The 15,775-nt window shown below is 62.9% G+C and carries 13 protein-coding genes; 4 read left to right on the top strand and 9 right to left on the bottom strand.

Translation table 11 applies throughout. The features are described from left to right. Nucleotides 1-6: 6 nt before the first annotated feature. Nucleotides 7-1,443: an amidophosphoribosyltransferase gene (gene purF, locus SAC06_RS04595; protein ID WP_350259032.1), complete on the bottom strand. Its 1,437-nt coding sequence runs from the start codon at nucleotides 1,441-1,443 to the stop codon at nucleotides 7-9. Further along, nucleotides 1,440-2,183 carry a phosphoribosylaminoimidazolesuccinocarboxamide synthase gene (gene purC, locus SAC06_RS04590; RefSeq protein WP_350259031.1) on the bottom strand — a complete coding sequence of 248 codons (744 nt, stop codon included), beginning with the start codon at nucleotides 2,181-2,183 and terminating at the stop codon, nucleotides 1,440-1,442. The genes purF and purC overlap by 4 nt, the downstream gene beginning before the upstream one ends. A 94-nt stretch (nucleotides 2,184-2,277) precedes the next feature. Between purC and SAC06_RS04585 the strand changes: the two genes are divergently transcribed. Further along, on the top strand, nucleotides 2,278-3,243 hold the full coding sequence (locus SAC06_RS04585; protein WP_350259030.1) for an aldo/keto reductase: 966 nt from the start codon (nucleotides 2,278-2,280) through the stop codon (nucleotides 3,241-3,243). On the opposite strand, the gene SAC06_RS04580 is transcribed toward SAC06_RS04585, so the two are convergent. The 3 genes from SAC06_RS04580 to SAC06_RS04570 form a co-directional block, all read right to left on the bottom strand. Continuing rightward, nucleotides 3,240-4,061, bottom strand: a complete 822-nt coding sequence (locus tag SAC06_RS04580; protein WP_350259029.1) for a Sir2 family NAD-dependent protein deacetylase — start codon at nucleotides 4,059-4,061, stop codon at nucleotides 3,240-3,242. The two genes, SAC06_RS04585 and SAC06_RS04580, sit on opposite strands and share 4 nt — an antisense overlap. Then, complete coding sequence (locus tag SAC06_RS04575; protein ID WP_350259028.1) at nucleotides 4,058-4,891, bottom strand: aldo/keto reductase; 834 nt, start codon at nucleotides 4,889-4,891, stop codon at nucleotides 4,058-4,060. The genes SAC06_RS04580 and SAC06_RS04575 overlap by 4 nt, the downstream gene beginning before the upstream one ends. A 76-nt stretch (nucleotides 4,892-4,967) precedes the next feature. Then, complete coding sequence (locus SAC06_RS04570; RefSeq protein WP_350259027.1) at nucleotides 4,968-5,543, bottom strand: 1-acyl-sn-glycerol-3-phosphate acyltransferase; 576 nt, start codon at nucleotides 5,541-5,543, stop codon at nucleotides 4,968-4,970. A gap of 103 nt (nucleotides 5,544-5,646) precedes the next feature. Here SAC06_RS04570 and SAC06_RS04565 point away from each other — a divergent pair, with 103 nt between their 5' ends. Beyond that, on the top strand, nucleotides 5,647-6,576 hold the full coding sequence (locus SAC06_RS04565) for a DUF4349 domain-containing protein (RefSeq protein WP_350259026.1): 930 nt from the start codon (nucleotides 5,647-5,649) through the stop codon (nucleotides 6,574-6,576). 56 nt (nucleotides 6,577-6,632) lie between these two features. Continuing rightward, nucleotides 6,633-7,295 (top strand): PH domain-containing protein, encoded by a 663-nt coding sequence (locus SAC06_RS04560; RefSeq protein WP_350259025.1) that lies wholly within the window; start codon nucleotides 6,633-6,635, stop codon nucleotides 7,293-7,295. Between the two features lie 139 nt (nucleotides 7,296-7,434). On the opposite strand, the gene SAC06_RS04555 is transcribed toward SAC06_RS04560, so the two are convergent. From SAC06_RS04555 to SAC06_RS04540, 4 genes are all read right to left on the bottom strand, one after another. Further along, the gene (locus tag SAC06_RS04555; RefSeq protein WP_350259024.1) at nucleotides 7,435-9,147 is read right to left on the bottom strand and encodes an ABC transporter family substrate-binding protein; all 1,713 of its coding nucleotides are present in this window, start codon (nucleotides 9,145-9,147) and stop codon (nucleotides 7,435-7,437) included. 229 nt (nucleotides 9,148-9,376) lie between these two features. Then, complete coding sequence (locus SAC06_RS04550) at nucleotides 9,377-11,521, bottom strand: dipeptide ABC transporter ATP-binding protein (protein ID WP_412766229.1); 2,145 nt, start codon at nucleotides 11,519-11,521, stop codon at nucleotides 9,377-9,379. Beyond that, nucleotides 11,518-12,435, bottom strand: coding sequence for an ABC transporter permease (locus SAC06_RS04545; RefSeq protein WP_350259153.1), 918 nt, complete (start codon nucleotides 12,433-12,435; stop codon nucleotides 11,518-11,520). Before SAC06_RS04545 ends, SAC06_RS04550 begins: the two co-directional genes overlap by 4 nt. A gap of 205 nt (nucleotides 12,436-12,640) precedes the next feature. After that, complete coding sequence (locus SAC06_RS04540; RefSeq protein WP_350259023.1) at nucleotides 12,641-13,624, bottom strand: ABC transporter permease; 984 nt, start codon at nucleotides 13,622-13,624, stop codon at nucleotides 12,641-12,643. A gap of 651 nt (nucleotides 13,625-14,275) precedes the next feature. Here SAC06_RS04540 and SAC06_RS04535 point away from each other — a divergent pair. After that, nucleotides 14,276-15,766 (top strand): ABC transporter substrate-binding protein, encoded by a 1,491-nt coding sequence (locus tag SAC06_RS04535; RefSeq protein ID WP_350259022.1) that lies wholly within the window; start codon nucleotides 14,276-14,278, stop codon nucleotides 15,764-15,766. Nucleotides 15,767-15,775 lie beyond the last annotated feature (9 nt).

The following is a 15,775-nucleotide window of genomic DNA, read 5'->3' as shown; positions in this document are numbered from 1 at the left end:
TGCCTCCTAGTTGTTGGGCAAGGAGGCCAGGTAGTCAGCCTCGTAGTCGTAGAGCGGGGTCGGGTATTTCCCGTCAAAGTAGGCCATCAGCAGGCCGCCGTTGGGGGCATCCAACTGAAGCCCAACCGCGCGCACCAGCCCTTCGCAAGAGAGGAACTCGAGCGAGTCCGCTCCGATTGCCTGGCGGATCTCATCGACCGTGTGGTCGGCCGCGATCAGCTCCCGCCGGCTCTGAATGTCGATCCCGTAAAAGGAAGGGTACTTCAGGGGCGGGGAGGCGATTCGCACGTGCACTTCGGCGGCCCCGGCGTCGCGGAGCAACTGGACGATCCGGCGGGAGGTGGTGCCTCGGACGATGGAGTCGTCCACCATGATGACGCGCTTGCCCTCAACCACGCCGCGAACGGCGGACAGTTTCATTCGCACGCCCTGCTCGCGCAGCTCCTGCGTGGGCTGAATGAAAGTGCGGGCCACGTACTGGTTTTTGACCAGCCCCAGTTCATTGGGGATTCGGGACGCCTCCGAGTAGCCGCTGGCAGCCGAGATGGAGGAGTTCGGGACGCCGATGACCATGTCGGCCTCGACCGGAGCTTCCTCCGCCAGGATGGCACCCATCTTTTTCCGGGCCGCGTGAATGTTCACCCCGGCTATGTTCGAGTCGGGGCGGGCAAAATAGATGAACTCCATCGGGCAGATTGCCGGCAAGATGTCGTGGGTGAAATGCTCCACCCGGTAGCCGTCATCGTTGATGATGACCACTTCGCCCGGTTTGACGTCGCGAACGAACCGGGCCCCGGTCGTCTCCAGCGCGCAGGTTTCAGAAGCCACCACGTAGGCACCGTTGGACATTTGCCCCATCGCCAGCGGCCGGAACCCGTGCGGATCCAGGGCGGCGTACATCGCTTCCGGGGTCAGGAGCACATAGGCAAACCCACCCTGCACCGAGTTCAACGCATCCTTCAGCTGGCCCAGGAAAGTTGAGGCCGTTGAGCGGCGAATCAGGTGCATCAGGATTTCGGTGTCAGAGTCGGACCGGAAGATCCCGCCATCGGCCTCCAACTGGCGCCGCAAAGTCACCGCATTGGTCAGGTTGCCGTTGTGGGCCAGCGCAATCTGCTCATCCGTGAACCGAAACAGCAGCGGCTGAACGTTATCGATGCTGCCGTTGCCGGCGGTCGCATAGCGCACGTGGCCCAGGGCGGCCGTCCCGGCCAGCCGATCGAACATGGAGTCGTGGGCAAACACCTGTGACACCAGGCCCAAGCCGCGCTCGCCCTTCAGGGTCCCGGCATTGTTCGCGACGATGCCGGCGCCCTCTTGCCCGCGGTGCTGCAGGGCCCGCATGCCGAAATAGGTCAACCGCGCGGCATCGGGATGACCCCAAATGCCGTACAGGCCGCATTCCTCCCGCAGGGAACTGGCCTCCCCCAAGCTGTTGATCATTGATCTTCCGCCAGCGCCTCAGTCAGCAGTTGGTGGACCTGCTCGTAGACGGGAATCAGGTCGCCCAGGCCCCGCCGGTACACGTCCTTGTCGAGCTTCTGCCCGCTCTGAAGCTCCCACAGTCGACAGTTGTCGGGGGAAATCTCGTCAGCCAGCAGAATTTGACCGTCGGGCGTGCGCCCAAACTCAAGTTTGAAGTCAACCAGCTTGACCCCGGCTCGGGCAAAAAGCTCCCGCAGCGCGTCGTTGACGGCCAGCGCTTGGGTTCGAACCTGCGCCATTTCCCCCGGGGTTGCCAGGCTCAACAGCTCGATGTGTTCGTCGTTGAGCAGCGGGTCACCCAGATCGTCGTCCTTGTAGAAGTACTCGACGATGGGGGCAGGAAGATCGGTTCCCTCTTCGAACCCCAGCCGCTTGGACAGGCTCCCGGCGGCGGTGTTCCTGACCACCACCTCAAGCGGAATGATCTCTACCCGCCGGACCAGTTGGGTCACCTCCCCGACCGAGGCCAGGAAGTGGCTGGGAATGCCGTGCCGGTCCAAGTAGTGGAAGAGCTGGGCACTGATCTTCGCGTTCAGCGCGCCCTTGCCCTGGATCTGATCTTTCTTTTCCCCATTGAAGGCGGTGGCCTGATCCATGTAGTCCACCCAGAGAATCTGCGGATCGTTGGTCAGGTAAAGGCGTTTCGCCTTGCCCTGGTACAGAACTTCGCCTTTGCTTACTGCTGGCCCGTTTGTCACCGGGTTCCCCCTTAGAGAGACGCCTACACCGATGAGGTTAGCGGCAGGGAAGGTCGGGGGTCAAAGTGTTCCGCATCTTGGCTAGACTCAAGTCATGAAATACAAATCGGTGGGCAAATCAGGGTTGGTCGTTTCGGCCGTCGGGCTTGGATGCAACAATTTTGGCCGGGCCGGGGTGATTACCGAAGAGTACGAGGCGTCCGAGCGGGTGGTTCGGGCCGCCCTCGACGCGGGCATCACCTTCTTTGACACGGCGGACTCATACGGGATGGAGCCGGGTCTGAGCGAGCGGTTCCTGGGCCGGGCCCTGGGCAAAGAGCGAGACCGGGTGATTGTGGCTACCAAGTTCGGGATGCCCGTTCACGGAGCGAACGGACCCGACTTTGGGGCCCGCGGATCGCGCCGCTACATCATCCAGTCGGTCGAAGCCTCCCTTCGGCGCCTCGACACCGACTGGATTGACCTGTACCAGTACCACACGCCCGACGGGATCACCCCGATTGAGGAGACGCTCAGCGCCCTCGACGACCTGGTCCGGTCCGGGAAGGTGCGCTACCTAGGACACTCAAACCGGGCCGGTTGGCAAATCGCCGAGGCAGCCCACGTGGCTCGGGGTGCGGCGCCGTTCATCAGCGCCCAGAATCACTACAACCTGTTGGATCGTCGGGCCGAGTTGGAGGTGATCCCCGCCGCTGAGCACTACGGCCTCGGGGTCTTCCCCTACTTCCCCCTGGCCAACGGTTTGCTGACCGGCAAGTACACCAAGGGGATTGCCCCGCAGGGCACCCGGTTGGCACTGGAGGACAAGCAGGCGGTGCTGGAGGGAGCGAACCTGGCTCAGTTGGCGGCGTTCGGCGCCTTTGCGGCCGGGCAGGGTGTCAGCCCGGTCCAGGTGGCGATCGGCTGGTTGGCCCACAACCCGGTGGTGGCGAGCGTGATTGCCGGGGCCACCCGGACAGAGCAGGTTCGCCAGAATGCGGACCTGTGGGAGCCGAGCGAACAGGACCTGGTGCGCCTGGAGGAAATCTTTCCCCCGGCGCAGCGGATCGCACTGTACTAGAGGGGAGCCAGGCGCTCCAGCAGGGGCGGGACCAGTTCCGCCAGGTCGCCGTCCAGTTTCACGCTGGCTCGGCGATCCCCGCGGGTGGGGCCGCGGTTGATGATCACGATCGGTTTGCCCTCGGCCCGGGTGACGTAGCGCAGGCCCGAGTGGACGGCCAGGGAGGACCCCAGGACCAGGAGTGCCTCCGCCTCGTCCACCAGGGCGGTGGCGGCGGCTACCCGAGCCGGGGGCACCACCTCGCCAAAGAACACCACGTCCGGTCGGAGGGTACCGCCGCAGCGGGGGCAGACCACCAGGTGGAAGTCGTCGGTCTCTTCCAGCACGGCGTCCGCGTCCGGGGCTATCTCCACGTCCCCAACCAGCTCGTGAAACCCGGGGTTGGCCTGGGCCAGCATCCCCTGGACGAACTCGCGGGTGAACCGGTGGCCGCACTGGCGGCACAGGACCCGGTCAAACCGGCCGTGCAGGTCAATCACGGGCCGGCGCCCACCCGAACCGGCCTTCTCGTGGAGGGTGTCGATGTTCTGGGTGATGATTCCGACCAGGGCTGAGCCGGGTTGGTACTCCCACCGGGCCAACGCCTCGTGCACCACGTTGGGGCGGCGCTCGTTCATGTGCTGGTAGCCCAGGTAGGTTCGGGCCCAGTAGTGGCGCCGGTAGCGTTCCTCGGAGATGAACTGCTGGAACGTCATCGGGGTTCGAGGCGGGGCATCCTGGCCGCGATAGTCGGGCAGGCCGGACCCGGTGGAGACCCCGGCCCCGGTCAGCACGGCCACCCGGCGCCCAGTCAGGGCGCTCAAAGCTTCGGTGATCACATTTCCTCGTGCACGTTTGGATCCCCATCGAACAGGCGCCCGTCGGGTCGTCCCAGAGCGGTGATCCGACCCAGTTCCTCCTCGGTCAGAGTGAACCCGAAGAGGTCGAGGTTCTCCACCATCCGGGTGGGCGTTTTGGTTTTGGGGATCGGGATTGAGCCGCGCTGGACCTGCCAGCGGAGCACCACCTGGGCGGGGGTGACCCGGTGGGCGCGGGCGATTTCCTGGATCACCGGTTCGTCGGCCGGGTGGGCGGCTTTTCCGAGCGGGCTCCACGAGATCGTCTGAATCCCCAGCTCACGGTGGGCGGCCAACTGCTGTTCCTGGGGGAAGTACGGATGACATTCGATCTGGTTGACCGTCGGCAACACCCCGGTGGCCCGCTGCAGCTCTTGCAGTTGCTCCACCGTGAAGTTTGAGACCCCAACCGTGCGGACCAAGCCTTCTGCCTGGGCGGCGAGGAGCGCCTCCCAGGCTTCCACGAAGTGCCCGTGGATCGGATTCGGCCAGTGAATCAGGTAGACGTCCAGGTAGTCCAAGTTGAGCCGCCAAAGGGACTCTTTGACCGCGTGGTCGGCGCCGGGGCGTCGATGGAATCGGCCCGGCAGCTTCGAAACCACGGTCAGTTGCTCCCGCGGAATCCCACTTTCCGCCAGTCCCCGTCCGACCGCAGCTTCGTTGTCGTAGTTGAACGCGGTATCAATCATCCGATAACCGACTGAGATGGCCTCCTGAACCGCCTCCACCGCTTCGGTCCCCCGCAGCGGATAGGTGCCAAACCCAATTGACGGCAGCTCGGTGCCGTCTCGCAGTGTAATTGTCTGTCCCATGAAGCTACGCTATCGCAGTTCGGGCACGCGGGTCGCAGGGTCGTCGACAGTCCGGGGCCAGGCGCCGACAGAGCGGTTATGCCTCTTCGGATCGAAGGCGCGGGACCGAGGTGAGCTCGGGCCGGATCCCTTCCTTCCCCGCGTAGAAGGCACGGATCTTCTCCATATCCGCGTGGACGTCGCCCGTCACCGCCATGATCGGCCCCAGCCCGGTGGTGTTGGTTTTCGAGTCGACGAAACAGAGGATCAGGGGCAGGCCGGATTCCTCCGCGATTCGGTAGAAGCCCGAGTGCCAGTATTCTCGCTTGCTACGGGTGCCCTTGGGGGTAATGGCCAGCACTTCCCCGGATGAGTTGCGCATCTGCTCGACCAGTTGGCCCACCATTCCGGTACTGGCGGACCGATCGACCGAGATGCCCCCGAGGGCCCGCAGGATCGGGGCCAGCGGCCCCTGGAAGAGCGAGTTCTTCCCCAACCACTTGTAACGCATCCCCGTCTGGCCCGCGATGGCCAGCATCAGGAAGAAATCCCAGTTCGAGGTGTGCGGGGCCCCAACCAAAATGGCCCCGTTTTGTGGAATGCCCTGCTCGACCACCAGGTTCCACTTGGTGAAGCGAAAGAACAGGCCGGAAAAGAATCGACGAAAACTCATGTCGGCATTCTACGCGGCCAGATCGACCCGGTCTCAATCGCGATTAGGTTACAACCGGACCGGATGCGGGACTAAGCCCAGGTCCACCCCCTATTCTGTGACCATGAAGACAAAACTGACCCCAGCCGGATTAGCCGGCGTGCTCCTGGCCGGTGCCCTCGCCCTCAGTGGTTGCTCGGCCGCCGCAATGAACGGGGCCGGACCGGTCCTCGCGCCGATGGCCACCCGCGACCTGGGTGTGTCCGGCTCGGAAGCGATGTTTTCCGCCGATGCCGCTGCCGCCAGCCCCAGCGAGTTGGGCTCCAAGATCACCGTCAACGGGGACGCCCAGGTGATCACCGGGGACCCGGCGGGGGCGGCCGCCAAGTTCACCGAGCTGGTGAAGGGAATGGACGGCACCATCGACAACACGTGGGAGTCCGATTACGACAGCGGGAAGTCCTCCTCGGTCTCGGCTCGGGTTCCGGCCGACCGGTATGAGGAGTTGGTCGCCCAACTGCCGGACCTGGGCAAAGTCGAGTCTCAAAACACCTCCTCCATGGACCTGACTCAGCAGTACATCGACGTCAACGCGCGAAAGCAGGCCCTGGAGGACTCGCTCCGGCGGGTGAAGGCCCTGGCTGACGAGGCCACCTCGACCGCGGAACTGCTGCAGGCCGAAGATATGATTGCCCAGCAGCAGGGTGAGTTGGATTCGCTGAACCAACAGTTGGAGTGGCTGGACCAGCAGGTCGACATGTCCACGCTGACCGTCACCTTCAGCTCTCAGGCCCCCGGATCCAACCCTGGAGTCTCCTTTGGGTGGATAGGTGACGTCCTGCTGAAGTCGCTCTACACGCTGGCGTGGGCGGTGGTCTTCCTGGTCCCCTGGGCTGTGATCGCCCTGGTGGTTTGGCTGGTGATTAGGGGCCTCCGGCGCCGGGGCCGCAAACACCGGTACCCAGCACCCGAGCGAGCCGAGCGCCAGGCGGAGGCCGAACAGCCCCAGCCAACCGAGGCGCCGGCCGAGGAGTCGACGGCGGACCGGGAATGAGCGGACGAGACTAGCGCCACTCAGGCGAGAACGGCCGGGACCGTAAACTGGTCCCCATGAACTATCGTCTGTCTTTTCGTGCCCGCGGCGCCGTTGCAGCCTTCCTCTTTACCGTTGCCGGCGCCATCGCATTCGTCCTGGTGGTGCTTTTCGCCGACGGGCTGTCCGAACTGTCCCGGGCCCTTCCCCTCGCACTGGTGGTGGGTTTTTGGGCGTGGTGGCGTTGGGAGTGGCCCCGGCTGATCGCCACCGAAGACGGGATCCTGATTCGGAACCAGCTGCGAACCATCGCGGTGCCGTGGGAGGAGATTGACGGCTTCACCTCTCGCTTGGGCTTGTATGCCGAGGTCCGGGGCCTGGGAGAGAAAAGTCGGCAAATCTACGTGGCGTCGGTGCCCTCCCGGGCCAGCTTCAACCTGGACAAGGAGCTGAAGGAGTCTCCCCCCGCGCTGCAGTTTCCCAAGGGGCCGCAGCTGGACCTGTGGGTGGGCCCCAACGTTGCGCGTCGAATGTTGGAAGAGGAACGGCTCTACCACCAAAAACCGGTCTTCCGACCCGACCTGTCGCAGGTGGCCGAAGAGCAACTTCGCCAGCATCCCGTCGGCGACTTGCGTCCGCTGGTGATCTGGCCGGAGACCACCGTGTCGTGGAACTGGGTGCCCATCGGCCTGCAAGCCTTAACTTTGGTGGGGGCTATTGCGACCCTGCTGACGTTCTAGGACTAGGCCGGGGATCGCCTCCGGCCTTAACTAGATGAGGGCATGAGCTCGGATTAGGTCCGAACTCATGCCCTCACCGGTTCCGGTCCCGGTCAGTGCCTATCGGGACCGACCGTGAACACCGGGATTTGGTTGGGTGTTACTTCATCCAACCGATGTTTTCAGCCGGGACCGAAGCCATCCCAAAGGCGCCGTAGTTGGCGAGGTTGGTCGGCACAGCGGTCATTTCCAGACGACGGTAGATCGGGAAGAACATGACGTTTTCCCAGATGATCTTGTCGACTTCGTTGGCCATTTCGTTGCGCTTGGTCGGATCGGTCTCCGCCGCGATCTTCGGGATCATCTCGTCAATCTCATCCACGCAGGTGCGGGTGAAGTTCGAACCGGTGTCGATCGAGTCGCAAGAGTAGAGCTGACCAATGTTGTTCAGCGGGTACGGGGTGCCCTGCCACGCGAAGGCGGCGGTCTGGAAGTTACCCGGGATGACGTACTCGTCGAAGAAGGCGGCGGTGGAGACGTTCTTGATGTCCACCTTGACGCCGATTTCCTTCATCTGCTGCTGAAGCAGTTCACCTTCAGTCTTGGAGGTGGAGACGTCGGGCATCATGGTGTACTCGAACTGCAGGGTCTCGCCGTCCTTGGTGCGGTACTCGGCGCCCTCTTCCAGGGTCCAGCCGGCCGCATCCAGGTCCTTGCCAGCCTGCTCGGGATCGTAGGCCGAAACGGCGGAGTTGTCCTGGTAGCCAACCTGGCCCGGCATGAAGAAGTGGTTCCCCAGCATCAGCTGAGCCGGGTCGATGTCCGGAATCCCGCTGAGGTCAGCGGTGGTGATGGCTTCGCGGTTGATGCCCTTGGTCAGGGCCAGACGGACCGCGGGATCCTGCAGCACACCGGACTCACCGTTGAAGGTGAAGTGACGCCACTGGAGACCACCGGCACGGCGGATCTCAGCGTCGGAGCGGGCCGCGGCCTGAGCGTACTCAGCGCCGTCGATGATCCCGGAGAGGACGTCCAACTCGCTGTTGGCAAATGCGGTCGCAGTCGCGGCCGGATCGGCAGCGCGCAGGGTGACCGAGTCCAGCAGAGCGGTCTCGCCCCACCAGTTGGGGTTGCGCTCCAGGGTGATGACCTGCTGGGCATCATCCACGGAGGCTACCTGGAACGGACCGGAGAACCAGTCATTGTTGTACTTGTCCCAGCCGTCGTTGAAGGTGGCGGCATCCTTCACCCCGGCGGCAGGCCAGACGGTGGAGAACGGAGCGGACCAGTCCGGGTAGGTCGATTCGAAGGTGATCACAACTTCGTACTCGTCCTTGCCCTGTTCAACGGACTCAACCGAGGAGTAACCGTCGGTGGAGGCGCAATTGAATTCGGTCTGCTCGCCATTGCAGGCGGCGACGGTGGCCTGGTAGTCGGCCACGGTGATCGGAGTGCCATCGCCCCAAACGGCCTTGGGGTTCAGGTTCAGGGTGACGACCTGCTTGCCGCCCTCATCGGTCGAGTTGTAATCCTCGATGAAGTTCGGGTTCTTATCGAAGGATCCGTCCTCGGCGTAGATCCAGTTGGTCGGCTCCAGGAACATGGCCATCGTCGAACCCTGATCAACGTTGTTGCCGTTGACGTTCAGGGTGTTCCAGTTCGTCGGCAATGTGGAGATGGGCAGCCGCAGCGTGCCCCCATCAGCCAGTTCGCCGCGATCCATCGGATTCAGGTCACTCAGGGGCGGCATATCCGCCGCCGCTTTGTCTCCGCCAGAGGCGGCCCCGGACTGGCTTCCCCCAGAGGAGCAGGCTGACAGAGTCAGGGCTCCAACTGCGGCGATCGCCAGGAATGCACTGGTAGTGCGTTTCATGGATTTCTCCCTCAGATTGCTATTGATATTTTCGTGTTGTTGCACGGACTGGGCCGGTGTCGAATTGCGGGCGGCCAGACAATTGGTCTGCCGCTCCGGCGATAAACTTCGAACACGGGACAAAGGCAGCTTATCGGAATGCGATCTGGCGACCAGATCCAGTCCGAAATAATCTCAAAATTGCCGCCAAGCCGTTACTTTCCCTGTGACTATCGTCACAGCTACCGGGTTAGAAGACGGAGACCTTCTGCGGGTAATGGCACGCCGACTTCAGGTCCCGGCTCTGGGGCGGGGCGACCAGTTCCGGCTCCACGTTCTGGCACCGCTGCTGCTGCCCCTCAGACAGCAGCTTGTAGAGTTGGCACCGGGTCCGGAAGCGACAGCCCGAAGGCGGATCGGCCGGGGACGGCAGGTCCCCCTCCAAGATGATCCGTTCCCGCTTACGTTCCTTGATGGGATCTGGAACGGGAATTGCCGACAACAGCGCCTGCGTGTAGGGGTGCTGAGGTTCCTGGAAGACTTCTTCCACGTCGCCTTTTTCCACGATCTTGCCCAGGTACATGACCGCAACCCGGTCGGCAATATGGCGAACCACAGACAGGTCGTGAGCGACAAACAGGTAGGACAGGCCCAGCTTGGACTTCAACTCGTCGAGCAGGTTGATCACCCCGGCCTGGATCGACACGTCCAACGCCGAAACCGGCTCGTCCAACACCAGCAGCTTCGGCTCCAGGGCGAGGGCCCGGGCAATTCCGATCCGCTGGCGTTGGCCGCCGGAGAAGTGCCGCGGATAGCGGTTCAGGTGGGCGGGCTCAAGCCCAACCAGCTCCATCAGCTCCGCGGTCCGCTCACGAATCTGGGTCCGCGAGTACCCGTTGTATTGCATCGGCTCGGCCAGAATCTGCGAGATTGGCATCCGCGGGTCGATCGCCGCCATCGGATCCTGGAAGACCACCTGCAGGTTTTTCCGGATCTCCTTTCGGCCGCTCTGGCCGACCGCGCCGCTGTCTTGGCCCAGAACCACGATCCGACCCTCTTCAGGGGTCTTCAAATCTAGGATTTCCAGCAGGGTGGTGGTCTTACCGCAGCCGGATTCGCCCACCAGACCCAGGGTCTCCCCCGCCTTGATCTCCAGGTCGATCCCGTCAATGGCATGGACGGTCCCCACGCGGCGCTTAAAGATGGCGCCCTTGGTCAGGGGGAAGGTCTTCTTCAGGCCCTCGATCTCCAAAATGGTCTCTCGGCCCTCCCGATCGCGCCGGCCGGCTCCCCGGTCAATGTGGCGCGGAACCGGGAAGATGTCCAAGTAGCTCATCTTCTGGTCCCAGATCTGCTTCGCCTTGATGCACGCGGCCTGATGTTGCAGTTCGGCCCCGCCACCCTCGGCTGAGGCAGCCACCTGCAGGGTTGGCTCGCCGTTCAAACACTCGGCACTGGCCATCGGGCAACGCGGAGCAAACGGACAACCGGTGGGTTCGACCAGCATGGACGGCGGGTTGCCCTCCAGGGTGGCCAGGGCCAGGTCGGACTTCTCATCCGGGCGGGGCAGGGCCCCCAGCAGGCCGATCGTGTAGGGCATCTGCGGAGCGTAGAAAATATCCTCCACCGTGCCCGACTCCACGATCCGTCCGGCGTACATCACCTGCACGGTGTCGGCCATGTCGGCAATCACACCCAGGTCGTGAGTAATCATGATCACGGCCGCGCCGGTTTCTCGCTGAGCGGTCTTCAACAGCTCCAAAATCTGGGCTTGAATGGTCACGTCCAGGGCGGTAGTCGGCTCGTCACAGATAATCAGGTCGGGATCGTTGGCAATTGCCATCGCAATCATGACCCGCTGGCGCATCCCCCCGGAGAACTCGTGCGGGAAAGCCTTGATCCGAATGGTCGGGTTCGGGATCCCCACCATTTCTAGCAGTTCGATGGCGCGCTTTTCAGCCGCGTCCTTGGACAGGTTTTGATGGATCTGCAAGGCCTCAATCAGCTGGGTACCGATCGAGTAGACCGGGGTCAGGGCCGAGAGCGGGTCCTGGAACACCATGGCCAACGTCTTGCCCCGAATCTGGGACAGGTAGGCGTCGGAGCGCCCCAGGATCTCGGTCCCGTACAGCTTGATCGAGCCTTCAACTTTGGCCTGCTCATCCAGCAGGCCCATCACGGCCATGGAGGTGACGGACTTGCCCGAGCCGGACTCCCCCACGATCCCGAGCACTTCACCCTTTTTGACCGAGAAGTTCAGCCCGCGGACCGCGTGCACCGCCCCATCTTCGGAGGGGAAGGTGACGTGCAGGTCGCTGACCTCCAGCACCGGCCCGGCGAACTCGGGATCCGGTTGCGCAGCGTCTTCGAATTTAATCTGCTTCTTGCGGCTCACAGCTCGCCTCCAGACTTAGAAGTGGGATCGATCGCGTCGCGCAGGCCGTCACCCACAAAGTTGATGCAAATCAGCATGAGGACCAGGATGGTGGCCGGAGCCAGGAAGGTCCAGGGGAAGGCGGTAGCCAGCTTTTGCCCTTCCGCCAGCAGCACGCCGAGCGAAGTCTCAGGCGGCTGCACGCCGAAGCCGAAGTAGGAAAGGAACGTCTCCATCATCACGGCGGTGACCACGCCGAGGGTGAAGTCGATGATCAGGTAGGACGACACATTCGGCAGCACGTGCTTGGTGATAATCGACCAGGACGGCACGGACATGTACCGGGCGGCGCGAACGTAGTCCAGCGAGGCCACCGACAGCGTCATGGACCGAACCACGCGGGCGGTCAGCATCCAGCCGAACGCCGCCAGCAGGAAGATGAGCATAAAGGTCGAGGCGGACTGCCCGCTGAGCCGCTGGGTGATAACCGCGATCAGCAGGAACGAGGGGATCACCAGCAGCAGGTCAATTACCCACAGGATGACCCGGTCAACTGCCTTGCCGAAGTAGGCGGCTGCCGAACCGATCAGCGCGGCCACCGTAGTCTGAATGGCGGCAACGGCAAAACCGATCACCAGGGATTTTTGCAGGCCCGCCACGGTGAGGGCATACAGGTCGCGCCCCGTTTGCGAGGTGCCGAACCAGTGGTCGGCCGAGGGTGGCTGCAGGAAGGCAGAGTTGTCGACGTCGCGGAAATCCCACGGGGTCAGATACGAGCCAAAGATGGCAAACAGGATAATCAGGAAGATTCCCACTAACCCAAAAACCGCGGTTTTTGAGCGGAAGAACCGGCGCAGAATCAGTTGGGACCGGGTTAGCGGCTTACCGTTAGGCTTGACCGCTTCCAGATCGGCCACCGCCCGGTCAGCCTCCATCACGGCCACCGCCACCGGCTGACCCTGATCCGGGTCGGGGCCGGGTGAGGTGAGCCGGTCCGGGTCCAGGCCGAGGCGGCCCGCCGGATCGGGACCGGCCTGGGTGTCCAGGCCCGCCAGTTCGCGCTCAATCGGGTCCAGGCCCTCGTCACGGCCCTCGGAGTCAAACTCGTTCAAATCTTTTTCGCTCACGTCTGTTTGCTCCCTAGCTCACGCGTACCCGCGGGTCGACCACCACGGTGAATATGTCTGCCAGCATCAGACCCGCGAACGTACAGGCGGCCGAGAAGGCGACCACCGCCACGGTGCCGTTGATGTCCTGGCCGGTAATCGACGTGATCGAATAGTCGCCCATCCCGTGCCAGGCGTAAACCCGCTCGGTAATGGTCGCCCCGGTAAAGAGCCCGGCAATAACGAATGCGAAGTAGGTGGCCATCGGCACCAGCGCGGTCCGCAGTGCGTGGCGCCGGACGGCAGTGCCCTTGCGCAGCCCCTTGGCCCGGGCGGTGCGAACGTAGTCGGCCCCCAGGGTGTCCAGCATCAGGTTGCGCTGGTAGCGCGAGTAGGTGGCGATGCCACCCAGAGACATGGAGATGGTCGGCAGCAGCAGGTGCTGGAGTCGGTTCACCAAATCGGCCCCCGGATAGGACCCGATGGTGCCGGTCTCCCCCATGAACTCAAAGAAGTTAGTTCCCGTTATGTTGTTGAACTGGATCGCCCCAATCTGCAGCAGGGTGGCCAGAACGATGACCGGGGTGGAGATGATGATCAGGGAGATCAGGGTGACCACGTGGTCAGCCAGCTTGTGATGCTTGGTGGCAGACCAGGCCCCGAGGGCGACGCCGCCGATGATGCCGATAAAGGAGCCGATAGTGATTAGGCGGACCGAAACCCAGATTCGCACCGACAGAATCTCGTTGACGTAGCCGCCCTGCGGAGTTCGACCCCAATCCCAACTGGTGACAACCCCCTGAAGCCAGTTCCAATACCGCTCCAGCAACGGAACATCTTTGTTCAGGTTGAACTCGGTCAACATCCGCTCAATCGCAGCAATATCCAGATTCGGATTGGTGCGGTCAAAAACAGAAATTGGGTTCATGCTGGTCCCGGCCAGCATGTAGGCCAGGGACACGGCCACGAACAGCAGGACCAAATAGTTCAGGAACCTGCGCAGTAAGAATCTTGACATCGGTTAGCTCGACAATCTCTTCGTACCCGCGGTTGACGGGCACCGCCGGCAGCCCTGAAGGACGCGGTCGACCTTGGTTGCTACCAGCACCTGAATCTCTCATTCTTCGGTAGGCAAAACTTTAGCGCAAGTCTGGCCAATCACCTCGAGGAGCGGATGGAACCGCCGATCGGAACCAGAAAATGAGCTGACCGATCGGCCAGTTGGAGGATTCTTCCGCCCGCCCGTTTGTCAGCGCCTGGCGAAATACCCGAGGCCGATACTTTCGCCCATCCCCCGCGGCTTCTCGGCCTATCGATCGTCCTGACTGGTACCTGGACCTGGGCGACTTTGAGGCTTCGCTGCAACGAAGGGGACGCGATTTTGTGAAACTGACCTCTCACGCTTCGCGGAGGCCTGATGGCCAGCACCGACAGGACCTTCTACCCATCTTGCAGGCCGGGCGGAACTTGCAGATCCTTCAACAGACCCGCACAATTTTCAAAAGACTGTGCTTTGAAAAATGTTCGACGAGCGCATAGTTCGTCAGCTCCATGGGTAATTGGGCGCACCCGCCCGCCGCACAGCCTGGATGAAAGGACTCACATGGGATCACGTCGCATCAGTGTCGGCTGGAAGGGTTTTCACCGCCTCGGTTTGGGAGCGCTCGCGATGAGCGCCGCCCTGATGCTGTCGGCCTGTGGTGGCGGATCGTCTCCCAGCCAGTCCGATCAGTCGGGCCAGTCGGGAACCGCCGAGGCCTCTTCCGCTGAGATTCTGATCGGCACCACGAACGAGCCGACCAGTTTCGAACGCAACGTGGGCGGCTCCTCCGGAATCTCGGAAACCACCACCCGGAACGTCTACGAAGGTCTGACCTCCATTAGCGACAGCGGTGAGGTCATCAACACCCTGGCCCAGTCCTACGACGTCTCGGACGACGGCCTGACCTACACCTTCCACCTGGTGCCCGGGGTCAACTTCCACGACGGCACCCCGCTGACCTCCGCCGATGCGGCCTGGTCCATCTCGGAAGCAATCTCGCCCGAATCCAAGTCGGCCCGCGCCTCGGACCTGCGGGTAATCAAGAACATCGAGACCCCGGATGACCAGACGGTCGTCCTGGAACTGGACCACCGCTCGGCCTCGCTGCCGTTCTTCCTGGCCTCCGTCACCATCGTCAAGGATGGGGATAAGGAAAACACCTCCGACAATGGCACCGGGCCCTACCGCCTCGTCGAATGGGTCCAGGGCGACCACCTCACGCTGGAGCGCAACGACGATTACTGGGGCGAGCCGGCCAAAAACCCGGGCGTCACCTTCCAGTTCTTCCAGGATGAGACCGCCATGAACAACGCCCTGAAGACCGGAGCCATCGACCTGGTGCTGCAGCAGGAAAGCCCCGATCAGTTGGCCTCCTTCACCGACAATCCGGCCTTCCAGGTGACCGAGGGTAACTCAATCAAGAAGTGGGTGTGGACGTTCAACAACAAGGTGGCTCCCTTCGACGACGAACGCGTTCGCCAGGCCCTGTACAAGGCGATTGACCGAGATGCCATCCTGGAAGCGGTTTGGGGCGACTACGGGGTGACGCTCGGGTCGATGCCGCCGGTCTCTGAACCGTGGTACGACGCCTCCTTCACCGAGATTCACGCCTACAACCCGGAAGAAGCCAAGCAGCTGCTGGCCGACGCCGGGGTGAAGGACCTCAACCTGGACCTGACCTACGTGGCCGGTTCATCGCAGGAAATCATCGTTCAGCAGATCAAGTCGAACCTGGCTGACATTGGGGTGACGGTAACGCCGCGTCCGGTGGACGACTCTGTCTGGTACCAGCAGGTTTACACCGACAAGGACTACCAGACCACGCTGATGGATCACAACAATCCGCGCGACGTGCTCTGGTACGCCAACCCGGACTTCTACTGGCAGTACGACAACCCAAAGGTCCAGGAACTGAAGGAAGCTTCGGACGAGGCGTCCACCCCGGAAGAGCAGGTTGAGCTGATTCACGAGCTTTCCGAGATCATTGCTCACGAAGCACCGTCGGCCTGGCTGTTCCAGGCCCCGCAGATCCGGATTGCCCGGGCCGGAGTGACTGGTTTCTCGGCCGATAAGAACGCCGAACCCTTCTACGTGGCCAACATCGTTGCGGAAGACTAATGGGATCGG

Source organism: Scrofimicrobium sp. R131, assembly GCF_040256745.1.
Lineage (GTDB): Bacteria > Actinomycetota > Actinomycetes > Actinomycetales > Actinomycetaceae > Scrofimicrobium > Scrofimicrobium appendicitidis.
The sequence above is the reverse complement of the archived record's forward strand: the minus strand, read 5'-3'. Positions and strand labels throughout refer to the sequence as shown.